Genomic DNA, 20,332 nt, shown 5'->3' on the forward strand with positions numbered 1-20,332 from the left:
GCTTCATGACCCTGGGGACAACATGGAAAGAAGAGCTTCTCCCCAGACGCGGACCAGATCCTCGAGGCGCCAGCGTGCATTTGCGGGGCTCGTTGACGGCATCCTGAGCGCCCGGATCGATGCTCTTTGAGATTCGTTGATCTGAGGAAGCGCAAATGTCCGCCACATCTTCTCGCTCATGCTGCCGTTGAGGCAGACAAGTCTGATGCCGGAATGGGCGGCCAGGAAGTCCCCGAGGGGATTCACTTCCGGCTGCAGAATGGCCGAGTCGAGGCTTCCCGTGCGTTCGCAGCTCCCGATAGTGTCCCAGAGCGCAATGCGGTGGTCCTTGAGCGCCTGGATCCGTTCCGCATAAGGGAGCTCCGGCGCGAAGCCGAGGAGCTCGCCCATCACCGGCCAGAAGCGGTTTCTCGGGTGCGCATAGTAGGCGCCGGCTCTGAGCGACGCTTCGCTCGGCATGCTGCCGAGGATGAGGACGCGCGCATTCGCATCTGATGCAGGCGGGAATCCATAAAGTCTCCGGCCCGCTTCCGGCACGGAAGGCCCGGTGGAAATGGTCATCCGAAAAACGCTCCTCTTAAAAAAAACAAATCCCGGAAAGCCAGTCCGACTTTCCGGGCGGAATATTGAGGTTCCTTGATTCGCTGAGGAAATCCCTCAAGTTTCAGGGAAGGAGCATATCGGTGCCCACTTCGCAGACGCCGCCGATGCACCAGCCCATCCCCATCAGGACCACGGCCAGAAGAATCAGGAAAAGAACAAAGAGAATGAGGGTTCCCCACGGTCTCGGACCATGGCCGCCTGTATTCGTCGCATTCGTTGTCATGATGAAATCCCCCTCATCAAAGAGTACCGGCAATCCGGGTTGAAATACGGAATCAACTTTCATCTCTATCTATTCATGTTTTAACACAAATCGGCGAGACGTGACCAAATATTTCCACGGTCTTCAGCAAGCATGTGCGTAAAGCGCACCATATCCGGGCAGACAGGACGATATGATGGCGGATTCCCTCCATTCGACATTTTTCCCCGGGTCGTTTTCCCATGAAGAAAGCGTTTCTTGAACTCCATCTCTCCGTCCTCCTTGCCGGCTGGACAGGCATTTTCGGAAAGCTCATTTCCCTTTCGCCCGGCCTCATCGTCTTCTGGCGCATCGTGATCGCGGGCGCGCTTCTCTGGGGCTGGCTCGCCTTGCGCAAAAAAATGGAATTCGTCCCGACGAAGGACCGCATCGGGATTGCGCTCGTGGGGGCTCTTCTCATGCTGCAGTGGACGCTTTTCTACGCGTCGATCAAGGCTTCGAACGTCTCGATCGCGATCGTCGCCTTCGCGTCGATCGGGTTCTTCACCGCCATCATTGAGCCCATTCTCACGCGCTCGAGGATATCCTTGAAGGAAATCGCCTTCTCGGTCGTGACGCTCGTCGGCATCTCCTTCATCTTCCACTTCGACACCCAGTACCGGCTCGGCATCATTCTCGGCATCATCTCTGCCGCCGCAGCTGCCGCGCTCGCCGTCTTCTTCAGAAAGTACAAGGCAAAGTACCGTGCGGACACCGTCATGAGCTGGCAGCTCGCAGGAGGCTTTGCCGCCTGCCTCATTCTCATGCCCTTCTACCGCCATTTCGGTCCCGCGGAGAATTTTCTCCCCTCCGGGATCGACTGGCTCTATCTTTCGATCTTCGCCTCTTTCTGCACGCTCGGCATGTACCTCCTGCAGATCCAGGCGCTCGAAAAGATTTCGGCCTTTACGGTGAACCTCACCTACAACCTTGAACCCGTCTATTCGATCATCCTCGCGATGATCATCTTCCAGGAAGGACGAGATCTCGGTCCCTCCTTCTACTTCGGGCTCTTCTGCATCGGTCTTTCGGTGCTCCTTCAGACGATGTCCGTGGTGAGGCTGCAGAAAAAGGTCGCGCGGCTTGAAAGCGACCGCAGGGCTCCAGGCGCCTCGGAAGCAGAGCGCCCGCGCGAAATGAAGCTCTGACCGGACGTCTTTCAGTCAAAAATCATGAGGCCTCCATTGGCAATGCGCCAGGGAGGCCTCTTTTTCATTCCCCGCCCGTCGAGCGGTTCCAGTTGTGGATGAAGCGCTTCGCGGTGCCGAGGGCGAACCCGAGCTGATAGAAGCTCCGTCCCATGGAGGCAATGATGCCTTCCACGTCGACGATCGGGAGCTTGTCGAGGATGTAGCCCTCAAGCTCGTCGCGCAGCACGTCCTGGGGAGAGCGGTTTCTCATCTCAGCCACCGCCCGGAGCGTCCTCATGGCTTCGGGCGAGAGCCCGTGAAAAATGCGTGCGAGCGCCTCTTCCTTCAGGCGCGCCTCAATCTGAGCCTGGGCCTCGTTTCTGAGCTCTCCTCCCATCAGGCCTCCTCTTCGGCGAGCGCGCCCGCAAAAAGGTTGGCCCAGCGCGCGGCCAGAATCACAGCGGGCTCGATTTCCGCCGCGCTCGATGCGGGATACCCTGCCTCAAGCGCCGCCGTCAGAATGCCTTCGCCCTCGCGCACGAAGAGCCGTCCGGCCTCGGCAATCACCTCTTCGTCCGTCATTGTGGGAAGAACGGAAATCTGCCGGCCGAAAATGCGCATGAGCTCCTCGGCGAGCCCTTCCGGATGCCAGGGGTCGACGATGTCGAAATGACGGCTTCTTCCGGAAAAGACGGCGCCGAGCCAGAGGACGAGCTTTTCATTCGCGGCATTCAATTCGTCGCCCGTCATTTCGCCCGCGCTCACGGCCGCGAGGCGCTTGGCGAGGTTTCTCAGCGCCTGACGGAAGATCCCGTCCACAATGTCGATGGCTCCGAGGCTCGGAAGCTGCTCCGAGCGGGAGGAAAAGTCGCTGCAGCAGCCTCTTCCCGGGCGGCAGGTACCGCACTTCATCGCGCTTCTCCTTCGTCCGTCCTTGAGGGGGCTTCGCCGAGCGAGTCGCCTAAGAACCTTTCCGCCCAGACGGCCGCCACGCGGTCGATGCGGATCCTGAGCGACTCGACCGAAAGCTCGTCGCCCTCTTTGGCGGCGCTCCGGATCATGGAATAAATTTCCCTGAGGAACACTCTCGCCGCATGCACCATGAGCGCACGGGGGTTCCCCGCATCCGTTCCCTCCGGAAGATCGCGGAAAAGCGCGGGGAGGTTTCTCTTGATTTCATCGACGAGTTCTGGTCCGGGCTTCGGGCCGCAGCCCTTCAGATCCAGATGGATCTTCTCATGCTCGTCCATCAGGATCTGCGCGAGCGTGCGCACGGTGGCGTCGTCCAGTTCCGACGCCTCCTCGGGCTTCAGCTTCCCGCTTCTCACATCAAGGACGTGCTCGAGAACGCCCGTCACGATGCCCGCAAGAAACGTTCTGAATTCTTCCGCGCCGATTGCGGCCTTTTCCCCTTTGAGCTGTGAGCGGGCCTGAGCCGCCACCTCGTTGGCATTTCCTGACATAACTTTTTTCCTTTAGCCGAGTATCCGTTTTGCCCAGCCGAGCATCCAGTCGTGAATGACGGAGGAAGCGAGAAAATCGTGAAGCGCCTCCTCATTCATCACGCCGCCCTTCAGTTCAAGCCAGGCGTCAGCCCTGACAAGAAGCTCCTCGAAGAAGGCATTGACGGCAAGCGTCACGACTGCGGCGTCATCCTCGAATATTGCCCTATCCTCGGGCTCCATGGCGTTGAGGCGCTTCGAAAGAAAGGGTTTCAGGCGCTTCGCGGCGCCGGCAATCGTAAATCCGGCAGGAAGCTCCACGATTCCGCTCTTTTCCTCAAAAAGCGCGGCAAGTCCGAAAACGATCTGCGACACGCGCTCCTCGGTATCTGCGGACCGGGAGAAGTAGATCGCATGAAGAAAGTCGGAGGCGGCGCAGCTGAAAAGCTCCGCCGCCGCTGAAGGATCAGAAAGACTCGGGCGCACCTGCAGCGCACCCTCAGAAAGTTGTTCGGTCATCGGGAATCGTACCGGTAGAAAACAGGGGCTTAAAGCCCGCGGCAGCCTAGTGCCCGCGGGTTCTTTCACGCATTATAGGAAGGCGCGGCGGAGCCACATCCGGGCGGCTGCGCGAAAAGGACCTCCTTTATGCAAAACCGCCTCCCTGCGCCTTAAGTCGGCTATCCTCTGTGAGGTCTCCCGCCCGCTCTCTCTAATGCCCGATGCGTCCTCGCCTCCCCATCCTCATATTCGCTGCAGCGGTTCTTGCGCTCGCCGGCATTGCGCATGCCGAACCCCGGGAAAGCGTCCATTTCGGCCTTCTCAACATTGAGCAGGAAGCGACCTACGGCGACCGGCGCGACAACGTGCAGGAGAGAACGATCGATTATCTCCGGGAAGCCTGTCCCGGGATCGACTTCTCCGTCGAGGTCTACGACATCCTCGGCCTCCAGGCTGCCGTCAGGGAGGGGCGCGTCGACGCCTTCCTCTCGAGTTCCGGATTTTTCGTCGAACTTTGGCACCAGGGCGTGAAGGACCTTGCGACGCTCGTTTCCAACGACTTTCCCGATCCCAACCGCTGCGTGGGCGGAAGCTTCATCGTGCGCGCCGAAGAGCCTCAGGATCTCACGCTCGACGATCTTCATGGAAGAAGCGCCGCAGCGCCCAATCCGCAGAACTTCATGGCTTATCAGATCGGCATGGCAGAAATTGCCCGCCGCGGCTACGACCCCGGCCGATTCTTCTCGCGCCTCGACTTCACCGGGAACGACCTGCCTGAAGTGCTCCGCCGGGTGGCTTCGGGCGACGCCGATGTCGGGCTGGTGCGCGCCTGCATTCTGGAAAGTCTTCTGAAGAAAATGCCGGAGCTCCGTGGGCGTCTCAAAGTGGTCGAACCCGTGAAGGATGCCCCGATCAGCTGCGCCGTTTCAACGCCGCTCTATCCCGGATGGACGGTTGCCGCCACGACGTCGCTTCACCCAGCCTCGGCAGAAGCCATTTCACGGGCGCTTCTCACGCAGCCGCCCTCGGGCGCCGGAGGCTACCGTTGGTCCGTTGCCACCGACTTCAAGTCCGTGAACGACGTCTTCCGGCTCCTCAAAACCGGCCCCTACGCCTATCTCGACGAATGGACCCTCAAGGGGTTCTTCCTTCATTACTGGCCCTGGTTTGCCCTTGCTCTGACGGCACTCTTCTTCTGGGTCCTTCACTGGCTGAGCGTCGAAAAGCTCGTCAAGAAGCGCACGGCGGAACTCCAGGCGGCGCTCGGGCGCGAGGCGCTCCTTCACAGGAAGGCGCTCGGCGCCGCAGAACAATCTGAAAAGCTTCTTCAGCTCGGGGTCGTGAACGAACTCTCCTGCATCTATGCGCACGAGATGGCGCAGCCCCTCACGAGCATCGGATATCTTGCGAGGACGCTCAAAACGCTCTCGGGAAAGGAAGCCCTCAACCGCGACCTCATCCGGCGGTGCTCGGAAAAGATCGCCGAGGATCTTTCGCTCGCCGAAGCAATTCTCACGCGCGTGAGGCGCTACGCCAAGTCGCCGATCCGGCGCAATTCTGAGGTCGACCTCTCGGGGCTCCTCAGCGAAGTTGCGGACTCCGTGAGGCGCCTCAACCCGGGGACAGAACTCGTCCTTGACGCACCACCCGCCGTCGTCGTCCGGGGGGATCAGCTTGAACTTTCGATCCTCATTCTGAACCTTCTCAAGAACGCCGCTTCCGCTGCGCTCGACCGCCGGGTTACGGCCTCTCTTAAAGCCGACGGCGACGATGCGGTGATTGAGGTCAAAAACCTCGGTAAAAGCATCCAGGGATCCCCCTTTGCCGACCGCGTCCTCATCCGCAAGGCTCAATCCTCCCTCGGCGAAGCTCCTCAGGAAGGTACGCCGGGGCAGCCCCGGCCCGACGGCCTTGGACTCGGGCTCCTCATCGTGCAGTCGATCGTGCATGCGCACGGCGGCGTCTTCTCGTGGGAGAGCGGAAAATGCGGCGCATCAGAGAAGGCGGCGGGCGGGGAACCCGGCAAAGCGCATGAAGGATCCGAAGGCGCGAGCGTCATCGTCATGCGCGTAAAGCTTCCCGTGAACGGTCCCGACCCGGGCTCTCCTTCCGCCCCTTTGACTTCAACCCATCCTTAACGAGGCTATTCGAAGCGCGATGATCCCCGAAAACATCGAAGCACTCCAGAAAGAGTCCCTGATCCGCATTGTCGACGACGATGCGGAAATCCGCGAAACGCTTTCCCTCATGCTCGAAATCGAAGGCTGGCGGACGCGTGCCTACCCGGGCGCGCAGGAATTCCTCGTGAACGACCAGCCGTCCATGCCGGGCGTGCTGCTCCTTGACATCGAAATGGGCGGCATGAACGGACTCGACCTTCAGATCGAAATGATGGAACGAGGCTATTCGCTTCCCGTCATCTTCATTACCGGGCACGCGAGCGTCGACGCGGCGGTCGACGCCATGCGGCGGGGCGCGAGGGACTTTCTGCAGAAGCCCGTAAATCCGGACCGGCTCCTCTCATCCCTCACTGCGGCCGCACGGGAAAGCGTGCTTGAGGCTTCTCATGCGCCCGGAACCGAGGAAATCCGGAAGGCGCTCTCGGAACTCACCGACCGGCAAAAAGAAGTGCTCCTCCATCTTCTTGACGAGGAGCACGTGAGAAAGATTGCCGAACGGCTTCAGATCAGTCTGAGAACGGTGCAGGGACACCGCGTGACGATCTACCGGAAGTTCGGCATTCACAGCTTCCGGCAGCTCAAGGATCTGCGCGGAGACATCCGCGCGATCCTTGAGGTGTGAAGGCTAAAAGAAGATCACCTTACGGGCGGAAGCGGCATGATGCTCCGCTCAAAGGCCCACGGATCCGAAACCTCGCCGCACTCGGCATCAAAGCGCATGGCCTTGCGCTCATGGAAGTCGAAGCGCGTCCAGCCCGGGTTCCCCGTCTTTGCAAATCTCACCCACGCGCCGTGGATGAAGCCGGAGAGCGCCTCGGGAGGATTTTGCCCAAGCGACTGCACCGAGCGCGGCGCCTTCAGAGTCTTAAAGACAAAAGGCACGTCGTTCGAATGCGCCGCGCCGATCGGCTCGCCCGTCTTTCCCTTCACCGGGCTCTTCCAGTCGAAGCTGCAGGACCAGACCTGGGCGCCGCCTGCAGCCAAAGCTTCGGTAAGGCGAAGCGCCGGCATCCGGAAGATGATGTCGCTTTGAATCTGCGCGAAGCGGTCGCCGGGCTTCTCGCCCCTGCCGGCATCCTTATAGAGCCGGCTCAGATCCTTCGGCAGATTGGCGCCTTCGAGGAGCTTCTCAACCGCCTTTTCATTCACCTTCGAAATCTGTCCGTTCGGGACGATGTAGTGGCGCCATTCGGACGCCATCGAGCCCGCAATGACGTGAAGTCCCTGCGCGGCGCCGCGCCGGAGCGCCTCGATCGGGCGCATCGGCATCTGGTCGCCGTCCACCCAGCCCTTGAAGAGCGAGGTGTTCCCGTCCGTCATCTGCGCCCATTCGCGGTCGCCCGCGAGCTTTCCGGCAAGGGGCCCGAAGGCGGCAAGGTCTTCAAACGGAACCTTCATCATCGATTCGCGCGTGGGCTCTGCGCCGACGGCATCCGCCACGAGCTTCGCCGCCCGGTCGGCCTGACGGTCGTTCGTCCACTGCGCAATCGCGGACGGGCTCTGAATGATTGCGCCCGCAAGAAGCCCCTTTGCGAGAGGCGACGCAATGACGTCAACGAGGTGCGTGCCGCCCGCAGACTGCCCGAAGGCAATGATTTTCGCGGGGTCGCCGCCGAAGGCGCTGATGTTCTTCTTCACCCACTCGAGCCCCGCGATGATGTCGCGGTTTCCGAGGTTCGAGTCTCCTCCCTCGAGCCTGAGGAAGCCGTCCACATTGACGCGGTAGGCGATCGTGACGAGCACGACGCCGTCTTCGGCAAAGGCCGTTCCGTCAAAGCGCGGATCGTTGGGATTGCAGCGGATCGATCCGCCGCCCGGCACCCAGACCATCACGGGGTGGTTGGTCCCCTCCTTCGGCGCCCAGATGTTGAGCGTAAGGGGGCCGTCGCCCCCGACCATCTTCGGGCCTTTTCCCGGCGTCCCCGGCTGAAGCGGAATGGAGCCCGGACGGAAGCAGTCCGTAATGCCGGGGAGCTTCTCCATGGGTTCGGGCTTCAGGAACCGGCGCACGGGTTCATAGGGATTTTTGATGAAGGGAATGCCGCGGTAGACCCGTACGGCAGGCGACTCCTGCGGGATGTAGCCGCGGAAGGTTCCGGCGGGAGCAGCAGCGAGGCTTGAAACGGAAGCCCCTTCCGGGAGTCCGGCGGGCGCCTTTTCCTCCACCTTCGCCGCACAGCCGGCGAGCCCTCCGGCAGAAACGACTGCTGCGCTCAGGGCGGCCTTTTGAATGAAATTCCTTCTTTGCATCTTTCTCCTCCTTTCGGCGTATCAGCTTCCCTCCCATGGTCGGGCGGCAGGGAAGCGTTCTTCGGTTGATTCATCCTACGAAGAGCGGCGATTCCATGCGCCTCAGAATGAAGGAATTTTGAGATCGATAAACATACGCGCGCATGTTGGGGAAGCATCATTCAGGGCATCAGAAAAGTTCCTCGGGAACTAGACCAAAAGAAGGAGAAAAAAAGATGACCGCGAACTTCAATCGCCGCAGCATTCTTCGCATGGCCGGTGCCGGTACGGCGCTCGCCGCAGCAGCCGGCTTTGCCCGTGCTGAATCGTCCGAAGGCGTCAAGTGGGATGAGACCCACGAAGTCGTCGTGATCGGTTCGGGCGGCGCCGGCATGGCGGCTGCCGTCAAGGCCGCGCAGACGGGCGCGAAGGACATCGTCGTCTTTGAAAAGCTCGCCTTCACGGGCGGCAACACCCTGATCGCCCAGGGCTTCATGAATGCCGCCGACCCGGTGCGCCAGCCGCGCCAGGGCATCAAGGATTCTCCTGAAAACCACATGAAGCAGACGCTGGCTGCAGGCGACTTCCGCGGCGACCCTGAACGCGTGCGCGTCCTTTGCGAAAACGCCTACGGCGCCGTCACCTGGCTCGAAAGCCTCGGGATGAAGTTCAAGGACAACGTCATTCAGATCTTCGGCGCTCTTTATCCGCGCTCCCACATCCCCGCTCTTCCGAAGGGCCAGGGCTACGGCACCGTCCTTTCGAAGGCCGCCAAGGACCTCGGCATCAAGGTTGAGACGGGCGTAGCGATGACGGAAGTCATCCGCGAAAAGGCCTTCGACGGCCCCGTTCTCGGCGTGAAGATCGTCCGCAAGGGCAAGCCCGTCTACGTCCGCGCCTCCCGTGCGGTCGTTCTCGCCGCAGGCGGGTTCTCCGGCAACAAGTACCTGCGCGAACTCCATGATCCGCGCGTGAAGGGTCTCGGCACCGACAACCTCCCGGGCTCCACGGGCGAAGTCGCAATGGCCGCCGTCCGCGTTGGCGGGTATCTGGTCGGCATGGACTTCATCCAGTCCACCCCGGGCGCTCCCGCCGGCAAGAAGATGAAGCTCCTTCTCAACTTCAACGTGAACGGCTCCATCTACGTCGACAAGCGCGGCAACCGCATCGTGAACGAAGGCGCCCGCCGCGACGTGATCCGCGACGCGGTCCTCGGCACGCCTGAACGCTATGCCTACACGGTCTGCGACAACGAAAACTTCATGAGCTACGACGAAGTGAACCGCAAGGCCATTCATGAAGGCATCAAGATCAACGAGGCCTGGACCGCCCCGACGATCCGCGAACTCGCTGAAAAGATGGGCGTCGACCCGACCGGTCTCGAAAAGACGATCAACCGCTACAACGATGAATTCGTGAAGAACGGCGTTGATCCCGACTTCGGCAAGACCGCCGTCAACCTCACGAAGCGCATCGAAAAGGGTCCCTTCTGGGCGTGCTACACCGGCATGACCGTTCACCACACCATGGGCGGCCTCAATACCAACACGAAGGCTCAGGTTCTCGACTGGCAGGGCAACGCCATCCCGCGCCTCTACGCTGCAGGCGAAATCACGGGCGGCATCCACGGCACGAACCGCGTGGGCGGCAACGCCGTTCTCGACTGCTTCGTCTTCGGTCAGATCGCCGGCGAAAACGCCGCGCGCGAGAAGATCGCGTAACCGTCTCTCCCCTTCGGGCCGCGGATGTCCGCAGAAAATGCCCTCATCCGCGGCCTGAAGTCCTGACTTTTCTCCGGGAAGTTCTCCCGAAGAGATGAAGGAGCGTTTCCCCGTTCAAAGCGGGCGAAGCGCTCTTTTGCTTTTCAGGGCAGGAGAGCCGCTCCCAACGCAAAACTTCGACAATTTGGGATTATGATCCTAAAAAAGTTGAACATTTTGGGATTACAATCCCAAAAAAGAAAACTTTTTTAGGTGAATATCATGCCCGCATTGTTCGACTGGCCGTATATTCCGCGCGAACTCGAGGCGCCGCTCAGCGAACCGGGTCCTGCCGGCAGAGCCGAAGTCATCATCGGTCCCAGACAAGTCGGCAAGAGCACGATGCTTCAGAAGCTCGTAGAAGGCAGGCGCCACATCATCCTCACCGGAGAAGATGAGGACGATCTCGCCATCCTGTCGGATCCCAGATCCTATTTGAAGCTCACAGAAGAGTATCCGTACCTCATCATTGATGAGGCTCAGTTCATTCCCGGCATCGGACGCGTCATCAAGCGCATCGTGGACAACAATCGGTCGGGAAGTCGAATATTCGTTACCGGATCGAGTTCTCTCGATCTCGCCGGCGGCCTCAAGGAATCGGCTGCCGGCCGCTTCAACAGCTACCAGCTGTGGCCTTTCTCGCTCCAGGAACTCGCACGCAACTCTTCCTGGATTGAAGTGAAGCGCAGCATGAATGAACGCCTCATCTACGGATCCATGCCCGCCGTCGTGAATGATCCGCGACATGCCGAAGAATATCTTCTCGACATCTCTGACGCCGTGCTCTACAAGGACATCTTCAAACTTGCCGAAATGCGCCGGCCGACTGAACTTACGAAGCTCGTGAAGTACCTGGCGTACAACATCGGCTCCGAAGTTAAGTATGGAACGATGGCGAGCGAACTTGGGATTCAGAACAAAACCATTGAACGCTACATTGATCTCCTCGAGGCATGCTGCATTCTCCGTGTTGTTCCCTCTCTCTCCCGGAATCCTCAGTCGGAAATAAAGCTCGGCAAAAAGATCTACTTCTACGACAACGGCATCCGCAACGCGCTTATCCGGAATTTCTCGCCGCTCCCCGCACGGACGGATTCCGGCGCGCTCTGGGAAAACTTATTCTTCACGGAACGCCTGAAGCTTCATGCCTTCAGACGCGACGGAACGGAAATCTTCTTCTGGCGCACGCGCGCTCAGCACGAAGTTGATTTTCTGGAAGTGCAGAACGGAAAAGTCGCCGCGTTTGAATGCAAAAGCAGTCCCAAGACCAAAACGACTTCCATTCGCGCCTTTGAGCGCGCGTACCCGGATACGCCGGTCACCATCGCCACGCCCGGAAACGTGGAAGAACTCTTTGATTGAAATCGTTCTCAGAGCGCCAGCCGGCAGCCGACGCCCGCTTCCGTGAGAAGCCACTTCGGCCGGGCGGGATCGGCTTCGAGCTTGCTTCGGAGTCTGCCCATGTAGATTCTCAGGTAATGCGGCCGATCGACGTATGCGGGTCCCCAGACGCGCGAGAGGAGCTGGCGCTGTGTGAGCACCTTGCCGCGCGATTCGATGAGGGTCTGGAGAAGCCGGTACTCGAGCTTCGTCAGGTGCACTTCTTCGCCCGCGCGCGTCACGACGCGGGCCGCAAGATCAACCTTCACTTCGCCTATTTCAACGACTGTTCCCGGGTTCCCCGGCTGAACGAGCGCCTGACGCCGAAGCTGTGCGCGCACGCGCGCCTTGAGCTCTCCCATGCCGAAGGGCTTTACGAGATAGTCGTCCGCCCCGAGGTCGAGCGCCTGGATCTTCTGCTTTTCATCGGTCCTCGCGGAGAGGACGATCATCGGAAGCGCCGTCTTCGCTCGTACGGCGCCGATGAGGTCGAGCCCGTCCCCGTCAGGGAGCCCGAGGTCGACGATGAGAAGGTCGGGCTGGCGGGTGAAGGCTGCCGTGAGCCCGCCCTTCATCGTGCCCTCGATGAAGGTGGTGAAGCCTTCATCCTGAAGCGCCGCAGCGATGAAGCGGGCAATGGTCGATTCATCCTCAATGATCAGAACGCGCGGAGAGGAAATTTCTGCACTCATCGTCTTTTCAAGCCTTGTTTGGTTGGGAATTCAGGGAATCTGCCGCTGCATCCGGGGATGCCGCCTCAGCCTTCCCGTCAGGAGCCTTCGGAAGCGCTTCCGCGTCATCCTCATGCTGCGCGAGCACCTTCTCCTCGTCGTCCATCTCCGGCACCGGCACGAGGGGGAGCATGAGCGTGAAGGCGGCGCCGCCCGCGGGCGAGTCGCCCGCAATGATTTCCGCATCGTGCGCGCGCGCAATCGTGCGGCAGATGGCGAGCCCGAGACCCACGCCCGAAACCGCATTCTCGCGCCGGCCGCGTCTGAAGGGATCAAAAAGCCGCTGAGGGTTCCCGGCAGGGAGCCCCGGACCGTTGTCCGAAACGCTTGCCGCCACCCTGTCGCCGCGGCGCCTTGCCGCCATCGTAATCACCGACCCCTTCGGGCAGTACTTGGCCGCATTGTCGAGCAGGTTCGTCATGACGCGAAGCAGGAGCACTTCGTCGCCGTAGAGAAGCGGACAGTCGTCGGCAATCCTGATGTCGACGCGATAGTCCCTGAGGCGCTCTCCCATTTCCGCAATCGCCATGCCGAAGAGTTCGTCGGCCGGGATCCAGGATTTCGAAAGCTTGATGCCGCCCGTCTGAAGACGCGCCATTTCGAGGAGATTGATGACGAGCCGCTCCATCCGTTCGGTCGATTCGAGAAGCTTTCCGGCATCCGTCCGGGCAGCCGCAAGGTCGCCTTTCGAGAGGCGCGCGAGAAGCCCTTCGGCAGACATTCTGAGCATCGTCACGGGCGTGCGCAGATCATGCGAAAGCGACTGAATGAGCGTATGGCGAAGCCTTTCGCCCTCCATCGCAATGAGGGCCTGCCGCGCGTCCTGAGCGGCGTCAATGCGCTGTAGCGTCTGGGCGCCCAACGCAATGAGCGCTTCAGCAAGGTTTCGCGTTACCGGATCTTCCGCCGCCTGAGGCACGCGGAAGCTGATGACGACGACGGCGAGAATGTCGCCGCCCGCTTCCATCGGCACGTACCAGTAGTTTGAGGAAGCGAGCGTATGCGTCCCCCGTCCTGCCGCCTGCCGGTGGTCGAAGCACCAGCGGATGACCGCCGGGTCGGCGCCCTTCAGCACCGCTTCCGCGCGGCTGAATTCGACGTGCTCGGCATCCTTTTTCCGGGGCTCATCATCCTCAGAATCCTCGGGCCAGTCGGGGAGCCAGAATTCGCTCTCGGCGCTCGCCTGGCCGTTGAGCGTGCCGGAGAGGACCTTGAGCGCCTCATCGACGGAAAGCGCCCTTGAGAAGGCGCGCGACGCTTCATAGAGCTGCCGCGTCTGATGCTCGCGCTTGTTGGCGGCCTGAGCGAGCTTCTGCCGACGGGCGACGAGCTGCCCTGCGACCAACCCCACGAGGAGCATCACGAGGAAGGTAATGAAGTACTGAGCGTTTGCAACCGAAAAGGAAAGCCAGGGCTCCACGACCGTAAAGTCGAACGCCACCACCGCGAGCATTGCGGCGAGCGCCGCCGGGCCGCTCCCGTAGCGTACGCCGCAGAAGAGCACCGCGAGGAGGTAGATCATCGCGTGGTTGGTGGGCTCCATGGCGTTGCGCAATGGATAGAGAAGGAGGCAGAGGACGCCTACCGAGGCCGCCGCCTGCCACCAGCCGGAAGTGGAGAGATTGAAGTCGCTCACCATCGCGAGGAGCCGCTGCGCGAGGGACCCCTTAACGCTTCCCTGGGCGGCAAGGAAGATGAGATTGAGTTCAGGCGAGCCCTTCTTCAATGCTCTCGCGCGGGCATTCGTCTGCCAGGTCGAGGCGGTGAGCACCGCCACGAGTGAGAGGTTGTGCTCTCGCGCATACTGCCCGATCTCAGCCGCATAGTCTCCGGCAAGCTTGTCCGTTTCGGCGCCGAGGGACTCGGCGAACTTGAGCACCTCGGTAACCCTCGGGCTGTCGGACGGTATGGATAGCGCCGACTCCATCCAGACCACATGCCAGGGGGAGGAAAGCGCGCGGGCGAGGCGCGACATTTCGCGCACGGCTTCGAGAGACGGATACTCCATTACGAGAAGAGCGCCGTAGGACGTATCCTCCACCGCCTGCCGCGTGGAGAGAAGGCGTTCCGAGCGGATCTGGCTCTCCATTCGGCTTGCCATGAAGCGGAGCGCGAGCTCTCTCAGGGCAATCAGATTGCTTCGGCGGAAATAGTTGGCGCGCGCCCGCTCGATCACCTGCGGGAGATAAATCTTTCCGGCGTTGAGCCTCGCGATGAGGTCGTCTGGCGGCAGGTCAATGAGGCGCACTTCGTCCGCCTCGTCGAAGACCCGGTCGGGAACGGTTTCCGAAACCTCCACGCCCGTCACGCGGGCGACGACGCCGTTGAGGCTTTCAAGGTGCTGAATGTTGAGGGCCGACCAGACGTCGATTCCCATGTCGAGGATTTCCTCGATGTCCTGCCAGCGCCGGGCGTGGCGCGACCCCGGGGGATTCGTGTGGGGCATCTCGTCCACAACGACGACGGAAGGCCGCCGGCGGAGGATCTCGTCGACGTCGAGCTCCTCGGTCCAGACGGCCCCGCGGCGCATGCGCTTTCGCGGCAGGATCTCGAGGCCCTTCAGGAGCCGCATCGTGTCGGGACGGGAATGCGTATCCACCCACCCGATCAGACAGTCCCTGCCGCTCTTTCTCCTCTGGTGGGCTTCGGTGAGCATGGCGTAGGTTTTTCCCACGCCCGGAGCCATGCCGAGAAAGAGCCGGAGCTTGCCGCGGCTCCTGCGCTGAGCCTCTTCGAGTACTGCGTCCGGATTCGGACCATCGCCATCACGCGCCATTCATTCGCCTCGCTCTTTGCGGATTGCTGTCTGCAATCTCGATTAAGGGTTTACTCGCATGAAGTCTACGCGGGAAGAGGCTCACCCGTAAACAATTCACTTCGCCTCCTCTTTAGGGAAAGGCACTTTTTCGGTGATCTCAAGCACCCTGAGGTTGAGCGCGAGCACGTTGACGAGCGGGTCGCCGCCGAAGGCGAGCAGATCCTTTTTCGCCATGCTTCTCACGAGCGCATCGAGATCAGCCGCAGGAATACCTGTCGACCTTGAAACCCAGGGGATTTCATAGAGGGCGCCTGCGAGGGAAATCTGGGGGTCAAGCCCTGAAGCCGAGGCCGTCAGAAGCTCCATCGGAACGGGAGCGCTCGAGCCCGTAAGCTTCTGCCAGCGCTCGGCGCGCTCCTTCACGGCTTTCGCGAGATCAGGATTGCTCTGCGCGTAGTTGGAGCCCGAGGTCGCCATCGGGTTGTAGGGATTCCCGCCCGTGGCGGAAGGGCGCCCCTCGAAGAGCCCCGTACCCGTCCAGTCTTCGCCCAGAAGCCTTGAGCCCGCAACTTTGCCGTCAGCACTGCGCACGAGGCTCCCTGAGGCCTGATCCGGGAAGATCGCATTTCCCGCCACGGTGACGAGCGCCGGATAGGCAAGACCGAGAATGAGGCTGAAGAAAAGGAGGAGCGCAAAGCTTCTTCCAAGCGTCTTCAGAACCCCGAGCTTTTCGCGCGCCGTCGCGGGCGCAGCTGTCATTTCATCTCTATCAGTCATAAGAATCAGAATTCCTTTCCTTTATACGAGGCCGATTGCCGCAAGAATCATGTCGATCGCCTTGATCCCGACGAAGGGAACGATGACGCCGCCCAAGCCATAGACGAGAAGGTTGCGTTTGAGGAGCGTCGACGCCGATTCGGCGCGGTAGCGGACGCCCTTCAACGCCAACGGAATAAGGCACACGATGATGAGCGCATTGAAGATGACGGCGGAGAGGAGCGCCGAAACCGGGCTCGTCAGGCCCATGATGTTGAGAACGGCAAGTCCCGGATAGACGCCCGCAAAGGCCGCGGGCAGGATGGCGAAGTATTTCGCAATGTCGTTCGCAAGCGAGAAGGTTGTGAGGGATCCCCGGGTCATCAGCATTTGCTTGCCGATTTTCACGACATCCATCAGCTTCGTCGGGCTCGAATCGAGGTCGACCATGTTGGCGGCTTCCTTCGCGGCATTCGTGCCCGAATTCATCGCGACGGCGACGTCGGCCTGTGCGAGCGCCGGCGCGTCGTTCGTGCCGTCGCCCGTCATGGCAACGAGGTGCCCTTCCTTCTGGTAGCGGCGGATCGAATCGAGCTTCGACTCAGGAGTTGCCTCCGCGATGAAGTCGTCGACGCCCGCTTCGGAAGCGATTGCCGCGGCCGTGAGACGGTTGTCGCCCGTGATCATGACGGTCTTGATGCCCATGCGGCGAAGCGCTGCAAACTGCTCCTTGATGCCGGGCTTCACGATGTCCTTCAATTCAATAACGCCGAGCGGGCGGCCGTTCTCGGAAACGAGAAGCGGGGTTGAACCGCGGGCCGCAACGGCATCCACCTCGCGGCGAAGCTCCTCGGCGACCCTGAAGCCGGACGCTTCGGCATAGCGCGCGATGGCGTCGGGCGAGCCCTTGCGGATTTCACGCCCATCGGGGAGATTGACGCCCGACATGCGGGTCTGCGCGGTAAAGGGAATGGCGGCTGCGTCCTTGGGGAGCGTGATGCGTTCGGCCTCTTTCCCGAGAAGCTTCTCGGCGAGTTTCACAATCGACTTCCCTTCCGGCGTATCGTCCGAGAAGGAAGAGAGGAGCGCGCATTCAATGAGTTCATTTCTGTCGACTCCGGGCGCGGCCTTGAAGGCGTCCGCGGAGCGGTTGCCGAACGTAATCGTGCCGGTCTTGTCGAGAAGAAGCACGTCGACGTCGCCCGCGGCTTCAACCGCGCGGCCCGAGCGGGCAATGACGTTTGCCGCCATCAGCCGGCTCATGCCCGCGACGCCGATCGCGGAAAGGAGTCCGCCGATCGTGGTCGGAATCAGGCAGACGAGAAGACCTGCGAGGACCGTGTAGCCGATCACCGTTCCCTGGTCGCCGATCTCCTTGGCGAGGATCGAGAAAGGAAGAAGCGTCGCCGTAACGAGCAGGAAGATGATGGTGAGCGCAGTGAGGAGAATCGCGAGCGCCTTTTCATTCGGCGTGCGGCGTCTCTCAGCGCCTTCGACCATCTGAATCATCTTTTCGATGAAGGATTCGCCCGGATCGCATTCGATCCTCACGATGATCCAGTCGGAAAGAACGGTGGTGCCGCCCGTGACGGACGAAAAGTCGCCGCCCGATTCGCGGATCACCGGCGCGGATTCGCCCGTCACCGCAGATTCGTCGACGCTCGCAATGCCGGCGACGACTTCACCGTCGCCCGGAATCACGTCGCCCGCACGAACAACCACGACGTCGCCCTTTCTCAAGGTCGTGCTTTCCACGTCTACGGTGGGAATGTCGGGACTGAGCGCCCGGACATCGGCGAGCGCGTCGGCAGCATTCACCGCCTTATGCGCGATCGTGCTCTTCGTGAGGCCCTTCAAGGCTGCGGCCTGCGCGCGGGCGCGGCCTTCAGCAAGGGCTTCCGCAAAATTCGCGAACAGCACCGTAAACCAGAGCCAGACCGCGGTCCAGCCGGCAAAGGCTGCGGGCTCCCTGGAATAGCCCGTCACGGACGCGGCGAAAATGCCGGTCGTGAGAATGGCGCCCAGCCAGCAGAGGAACATCACCGGGTTCTCGAGCTGAGTGCGGGGCGTGAGCTTTTTGAAGCTCTCCACGACTGCCTCGCGCACGAGCCCGGGCTCAAACAACTTGAAAGTTTCTTTTTTAGACATGTATGCGTATCTCTCAATCTCCGCCCGCCTCTCTTCCTTCGCTGCGCGCTTCTTCATTTGAGAAGCTCAGTGAAGGCATCGAAGCGGGCGGATCGGGGACTCCCAGTTGACTCACTAACCTGAAATGCCGATTGGTCTTACATGAGATCAGGGAAGCGAGACGTATTCGGCAACAGGGCCGAGCGCAAGAAGCGGGAAGTAGGTGAGCGCGCCCACGAGGAGCACCGTCCCGACAAGAAGTCCGCAGAAGAGCATCCCGTGCGTCACCAGCGTTCCGTCGGAAGACGGCACGCGCCTCCCGCGAACAAGGGCGCCCGCGAGCGCAAGCATCGCGAGGATCACGAAGAAGCGGCCGAACCACATGGCGGCGCCCAAGCTCAGGTTGTACCAGGGGGTATTGGCGCCGAAGCCCGCAAAGGCCGAACCATTGTTGTTCGCAGCCGAGGCCCAGGCGTAGATCATCTGGGAGAAGCCGTGGGGACCGGGGTTCGTAATGGAATCCGTGCCGAAGCTCCCGAGGGAGGAAATGCCCAGACCAATGAGAACGATCACCGGGGTCACGAGCATCCCGATGCTCGCGAGCTTCATCACCGGCACGTCGATCTTCTTCCCGAGATATTCGGGCGTGCGGCCCACCATAAGGCCGGCCACGAAGACTGCGACGACGATGAAGATCATGATTCCGTAAAAACCTGCACCCACGCCGCCGAAGACCACTTCGCCCAAGAGCATCAGAAGCATCGGCACGAGGCCGCCGATCGGCGTGAGGGAATCATGCATGTTGTTGACGGCGCCGCAGGAGGCTGAAGTCGTTACAACAGAGAAGAGCGAACTCTGGGAGAGCGGAAAGCGCATCTCCTTCCCTTCCATATGCATGGCGCTTTCAGCGGCGCCGTAGTGCGTGAGGAAGCTGGCGCCGTCCGCCTCAAACCATGCGAGCGTCAGAAGCGCGCCGGCAAAGAGCACGGCCATCGCGCACCAGACGGTCCACCCCTGACGAACGTCGCCCACGGCGTGGCCGAAGGTCCAGCAGAGGCCCGCAGAAATCGCAAAGATCGAGAGGCACTGAAGGAAGTTCGTGAGCGCCGTCGGATTCTCAAAGGGATGCGCAGAATTGACGTTGAAGAAGCCGCCCCCGTTGGTGCCGAGCATCTTGATCGCTTCCTGACTTGCAACAGGCCCGAGCGCAATGCTCCCGTCCTGACCCGTCACCGAATGAAAGGCTTCTGCCGCATTCCACGTCTGAACGCTCCCTTCGCCGATCAGAACAAGGGCGAAGATGAAGGCGAGCGGCAGCAGGAGCCACAAATTGACGCGAACAATGTCGACCCAGAAGTTCCCGAGATTTTTGGTTTCAGATCGCGCAAAGCTCCGGATCACGACGAAGGCGACAGCAATGCCGGTGCCAGCGGAAACAAAGTTCTGCACCGTGAGGCCGAGCGCCTGAGACAAGGGCGAGAGCGTCGACTCGCCGCCGTAGCTCTGCCAGTTCGTGTTCGTGACAAAGGAAATGGCGGTATTGAGCGCCTGATCGGCGGGCATCCCGGCAAACCCCATGGGGTTCCAGGGGAGAACCCCCTGAAGGCGCAGGATCGCGTAGAGGAAGAGGCACCCCATCGCGTTGAAGATGAGGAGCGAAAAGGCGTACTTCGCCCAGCTCTGCTCCGCGTCTTCGCTTAGCCCCAGGCACTTGAGGACCGCGCCGTCGATCCGTGCGATCGGAGCGGGGGCCCTGCCCTCGCAGAGCGGGGTCATCCACCGGCCAAGCGGCTTCGTGACGAGCGCGAGGACGAGGAGAAATAGAAGTAATAGTTCAACCGTTGCGGTCATGATTGATGCGGGATTCAAGCCCCCGAGGCCGGCGCCGCCGGAAAGCCTCTCAGAAGGATTCATTCGCTTCTGAGCTCTTCCGGAAAAACTGCGCGAGCGTACGGGGGTCTTCCCGTTTAATTCACAAAGAATAGGGATAAAGCAGGCTTCATTCGCGCCAGAGCACGGTCAGAAGCCAGCAAAGGAGCAGCAGACACGCTCCCAGAAAGATGTATGCGCCGGTCATGGTTCCTGAAATTCCACTTGAAGGTGCTCCCGGTCATCAGGACCGATTGGACTCAAGAAAGCCCGTGAGGAGCTTGAAGAACCCGAGGCTCAATAGGACGAAGACCAGCCAGATCGCCAGGATGACGATGTCGGACATGGATTTGATTCCTCCAGAGATATGAGACAGGAGGAAGGTTAGAGAGAGCCGCGGCAACGCCGTATAAAAGCGAGGGTTCTCCCCGTAAACAGCGCGTAAATATTTTGGCGGGCGCCGCCTGAGACCGCTTGATTCATGCGCCCGCATCCCCGGAGGATCCGGGGATCTGCTTGGATTTTTTTGCTCTCCGCCCGGGGCTCCGGCGATTAAGGATTAACTTTCCGTCTAAATTGTTCTGTCGGCGTACGTATGAATGCACCTGAGCGCGCTACCCCTACC

At 61.0% G+C, this 20,332-nt stretch carries 17 protein-coding genes; 5 read left to right on the plus strand and 12 right to left on the minus strand.

Going from position 1 to position 20,332, the window contains the following annotated elements:
- Positions 1-3: 3 nt before the first annotated feature.
- Together Q0106_RS10265 and Q0106_RS10270 are read right to left on the minus strand one after the other, a co-directional pair.
- A complete protein-coding gene (locus Q0106_RS10265; RefSeq protein ID WP_297612455.1) occupies positions 4-561 on the minus strand; it encodes a DNA-deoxyinosine glycosylase in 558 nt (185 codons plus the stop codon).
- A 103-nt stretch (positions 562-664) separates the two neighbouring features.
- Positions 665-826 (minus strand): hypothetical protein, encoded by a 162-nt coding sequence (locus Q0106_RS10270; protein ID WP_297612457.1) that lies wholly within the window; start codon positions 824-826, stop codon positions 665-667.
- A gap of 221 nt (positions 827-1,047) precedes the next feature.
- Between Q0106_RS10270 and Q0106_RS10275 the strand changes: the two genes are divergently transcribed.
- Positions 1,048-1,992: a DMT family transporter gene (locus tag Q0106_RS10275; RefSeq protein WP_297612460.1), complete on the plus strand. Its 945-nt coding sequence runs from the start codon at positions 1,048-1,050 to the stop codon at positions 1,990-1,992.
- A 64-nt stretch (positions 1,993-2,056) separates the two neighbouring features.
- On the opposite strand, the gene Q0106_RS10280 is transcribed toward Q0106_RS10275, so the two are convergent.
- From Q0106_RS10280 to Q0106_RS10295, 4 genes are read right to left on the minus strand one after another with little or no spacing between them, the layout of a single operon-like run.
- Positions 2,057-2,371 (minus strand): hypothetical protein, encoded by a 315-nt coding sequence (locus tag Q0106_RS10280; protein ID WP_152158234.1) that lies wholly within the window; start codon positions 2,369-2,371, stop codon positions 2,057-2,059.
- Positions 2,371-2,886 (minus strand): hypothetical protein, encoded by a 516-nt coding sequence (locus Q0106_RS10285; RefSeq protein WP_297612464.1) that lies wholly within the window; start codon positions 2,884-2,886, stop codon positions 2,371-2,373. Before Q0106_RS10285 ends, Q0106_RS10280 begins: the two co-directional genes overlap by 1 nt.
- Positions 2,883-3,437: a hypothetical protein gene (locus Q0106_RS10290; protein WP_297612467.1), complete on the minus strand. Its 555-nt coding sequence runs from the start codon at positions 3,435-3,437 to the stop codon at positions 2,883-2,885. The genes Q0106_RS10285 and Q0106_RS10290 overlap by 4 nt, the downstream gene beginning before the upstream one ends.
- Before the next feature lie 12 nt (positions 3,438-3,449).
- Positions 3,450-3,935, minus strand: a complete 486-nt coding sequence (locus Q0106_RS10295; RefSeq protein ID WP_297612471.1) for a hypothetical protein — start codon at positions 3,933-3,935, stop codon at positions 3,450-3,452.
- Between the two features lie 203 nt (positions 3,936-4,138).
- Here Q0106_RS10295 and Q0106_RS10300 point away from each other — a divergent pair, with 203 nt between their 5' ends.
- Both Q0106_RS10300 and Q0106_RS10305 read left to right on the plus strand, forming a co-directional pair.
- Complete coding sequence (locus Q0106_RS10300; protein ID WP_297612473.1) at positions 4,139-6,055, plus strand: sensor histidine kinase; 1,917 nt, start codon at positions 4,139-4,141, stop codon at positions 6,053-6,055.
- A 19-nt stretch (positions 6,056-6,074) separates the two neighbouring features.
- Complete coding sequence (locus tag Q0106_RS10305) at positions 6,075-6,719, plus strand: response regulator (RefSeq protein ID WP_297612475.1); 645 nt, start codon at positions 6,075-6,077, stop codon at positions 6,717-6,719.
- Between the two features lie 14 nt (positions 6,720-6,733).
- Here Q0106_RS10305 and Q0106_RS10310 read toward each other — a convergent pair whose 3' ends face one another.
- Positions 6,734-8,347, minus strand: a complete 1,614-nt coding sequence (locus Q0106_RS10310; protein ID WP_297612478.1) for a carboxylesterase family protein — start codon at positions 8,345-8,347, stop codon at positions 6,734-6,736.
- Positions 8,348-8,562: 215 nt separating this feature from the next.
- Between Q0106_RS10310 and Q0106_RS10315 the strand changes: the two genes are divergently transcribed.
- Both Q0106_RS10315 and Q0106_RS10320 read left to right on the plus strand, forming a co-directional pair.
- Positions 8,563-10,047, plus strand: a complete 1,485-nt coding sequence (locus tag Q0106_RS10315) for a flavocytochrome c (RefSeq protein WP_297612481.1) — start codon at positions 8,563-8,565, stop codon at positions 10,045-10,047.
- A gap of 261 nt (positions 10,048-10,308) precedes the next feature.
- A complete protein-coding gene (locus Q0106_RS10320) occupies positions 10,309-11,448 on the plus strand; it encodes an ATP-binding protein (protein ID WP_297612484.1) in 1,140 nt (379 codons plus the stop codon).
- A gap of 8 nt (positions 11,449-11,456) precedes the next feature.
- Here Q0106_RS10320 and Q0106_RS10325 read toward each other — a convergent pair whose 3' ends face one another.
- The 5 genes from Q0106_RS10325 to kdpA all read right to left on the minus strand — a co-directional run bounded on the left by Q0106_RS10325 (position 11,457) and on the right by kdpA (position 19,689).
- A complete protein-coding gene (locus tag Q0106_RS10325; RefSeq protein ID WP_297612488.1) occupies positions 11,457-12,158 on the minus strand; it encodes a response regulator in 702 nt (233 codons plus the stop codon).
- Positions 12,159-12,165: 7 nt separating this feature from the next.
- A complete protein-coding gene (locus tag Q0106_RS10330) occupies positions 12,166-14,973 on the minus strand; it encodes a sensor histidine kinase KdpD (RefSeq protein WP_297612491.1) in 2,808 nt (935 codons plus the stop codon).
- 96 nt (positions 14,974-15,069) lie between these two features.
- The gene (gene kdpC, locus Q0106_RS10335; RefSeq protein WP_297612494.1) at positions 15,070-15,732 is read right to left on the minus strand and encodes a potassium-transporting ATPase subunit KdpC; all 663 of its coding nucleotides are present in this window, start codon (positions 15,730-15,732) and stop codon (positions 15,070-15,072) included.
- 21 nt (positions 15,733-15,753) lie between these two features.
- A complete protein-coding gene (gene kdpB, locus Q0106_RS10340) occupies positions 15,754-17,859 on the minus strand; it encodes a potassium-transporting ATPase subunit KdpB (protein WP_297612497.1) in 2,106 nt (701 codons plus the stop codon).
- 147 nt (positions 17,860-18,006) lie between these two features.
- Positions 18,007-19,689, minus strand: a complete 1,683-nt coding sequence (gene kdpA, locus Q0106_RS10345) for a potassium-transporting ATPase subunit KdpA (RefSeq protein WP_297612505.1) — start codon at positions 19,687-19,689, stop codon at positions 18,007-18,009.
- Between the last annotated feature and the right edge of the window lie 643 nt (positions 19,690-20,332).

Origin of the sequence: uncultured Sutterella sp. (assembly GCF_937923675.1) — a bacterium.
Classification (GTDB): Bacteria; Pseudomonadota; Gammaproteobacteria; order Burkholderiales; family Burkholderiaceae_F; genus Sutterella.

Bases quoted from the DNA above. Each gene is read 5' to 3' on its own strand.
- Q0106_RS10275 (WP_297612460.1), top strand. From the start codon at position 1,048: ATGAAGAAAGCGTTTCTTGAACTCCATCTCTCCGTCCTCCTTGCCGGC.
- Q0106_RS10280 (WP_152158234.1), bottom strand. From the start codon at position 2,371: ATGGGAGGAGAGCTCAGAAACGAGGCCCAGGCTCAGATTGAGGCGCGC.
- Q0106_RS10270 (WP_297612457.1), bottom strand. From the start codon at position 826: ATGACAACGAATGCGACGAATACAGGCGGCCATGGTCCGAGACCGTGG.
- Q0106_RS10300 (WP_297612473.1), top strand. From the start codon at position 4,139: ATGCGTCCTCGCCTCCCCATCCTCATATTCGCTGCAGCGGTTCTTGCG.
- Q0106_RS10285 (WP_297612464.1), bottom strand. From the start codon at position 2,886: ATGAAGTGCGGTACCTGCCGCCCGGGAAGAGGCTGCTGCAGCGACTTT.
- kdpC (WP_297612494.1), bottom strand. From the start codon at position 15,732: ATGACTGATAGAGATGAAATGACAGCTGCGCCCGCGACGGCGCGCGAA.
- kdpB (WP_297612497.1), bottom strand. From the start codon at position 17,859: ATGTCTAAAAAAGAAACTTTCAAGTTGTTTGAGCCCGGGCTCGTGCGC.
- Q0106_RS10330 (WP_297612491.1), bottom strand. From the start codon at position 14,973: ATGGCGCGTGATGGCGATGGTCCGAATCCGGACGCAGTACTCGAAGAG.
- Q0106_RS10290 (WP_297612467.1), bottom strand. From the start codon at position 3,437: ATGTCAGGAAATGCCAACGAGGTGGCGGCTCAGGCCCGCTCACAGCTC.
- Q0106_RS10320 (WP_297612484.1), top strand. From the start codon at position 10,309: ATGCCCGCATTGTTCGACTGGCCGTATATTCCGCGCGAACTCGAGGCG.
- kdpA (WP_297612505.1), bottom strand. From the start codon at position 19,689: ATGACCGCAACGGTTGAACTATTACTTCTATTTCTCCTCGTCCTCGCG.
- Q0106_RS10295 (WP_297612471.1), bottom strand. From the start codon at position 3,935: ATGACCGAACAACTTTCTGAGGGTGCGCTGCAGGTGCGCCCGAGTCTT.
- Q0106_RS10265 (WP_297612455.1), bottom strand. From the start codon at position 561: ATGACCATTTCCACCGGGCCTTCCGTGCCGGAAGCGGGCCGGAGACTT.
- Q0106_RS10325 (WP_297612488.1), bottom strand. From the start codon at position 12,158: ATGAGTGCAGAAATTTCCTCTCCGCGCGTTCTGATCATTGAGGATGAA.
- Q0106_RS10310 (WP_297612478.1), bottom strand. From the start codon at position 8,347: ATGCAAAGAAGGAATTTCATTCAAAAGGCCGCCCTGAGCGCAGCAGTC.
- Q0106_RS10315 (WP_297612481.1), top strand. From the start codon at position 8,563: ATGACCGCGAACTTCAATCGCCGCAGCATTCTTCGCATGGCCGGTGCC.
- Q0106_RS10305 (WP_297612475.1), top strand. From the start codon at position 6,075: ATGATCCCCGAAAACATCGAAGCACTCCAGAAAGAGTCCCTGATCCGC.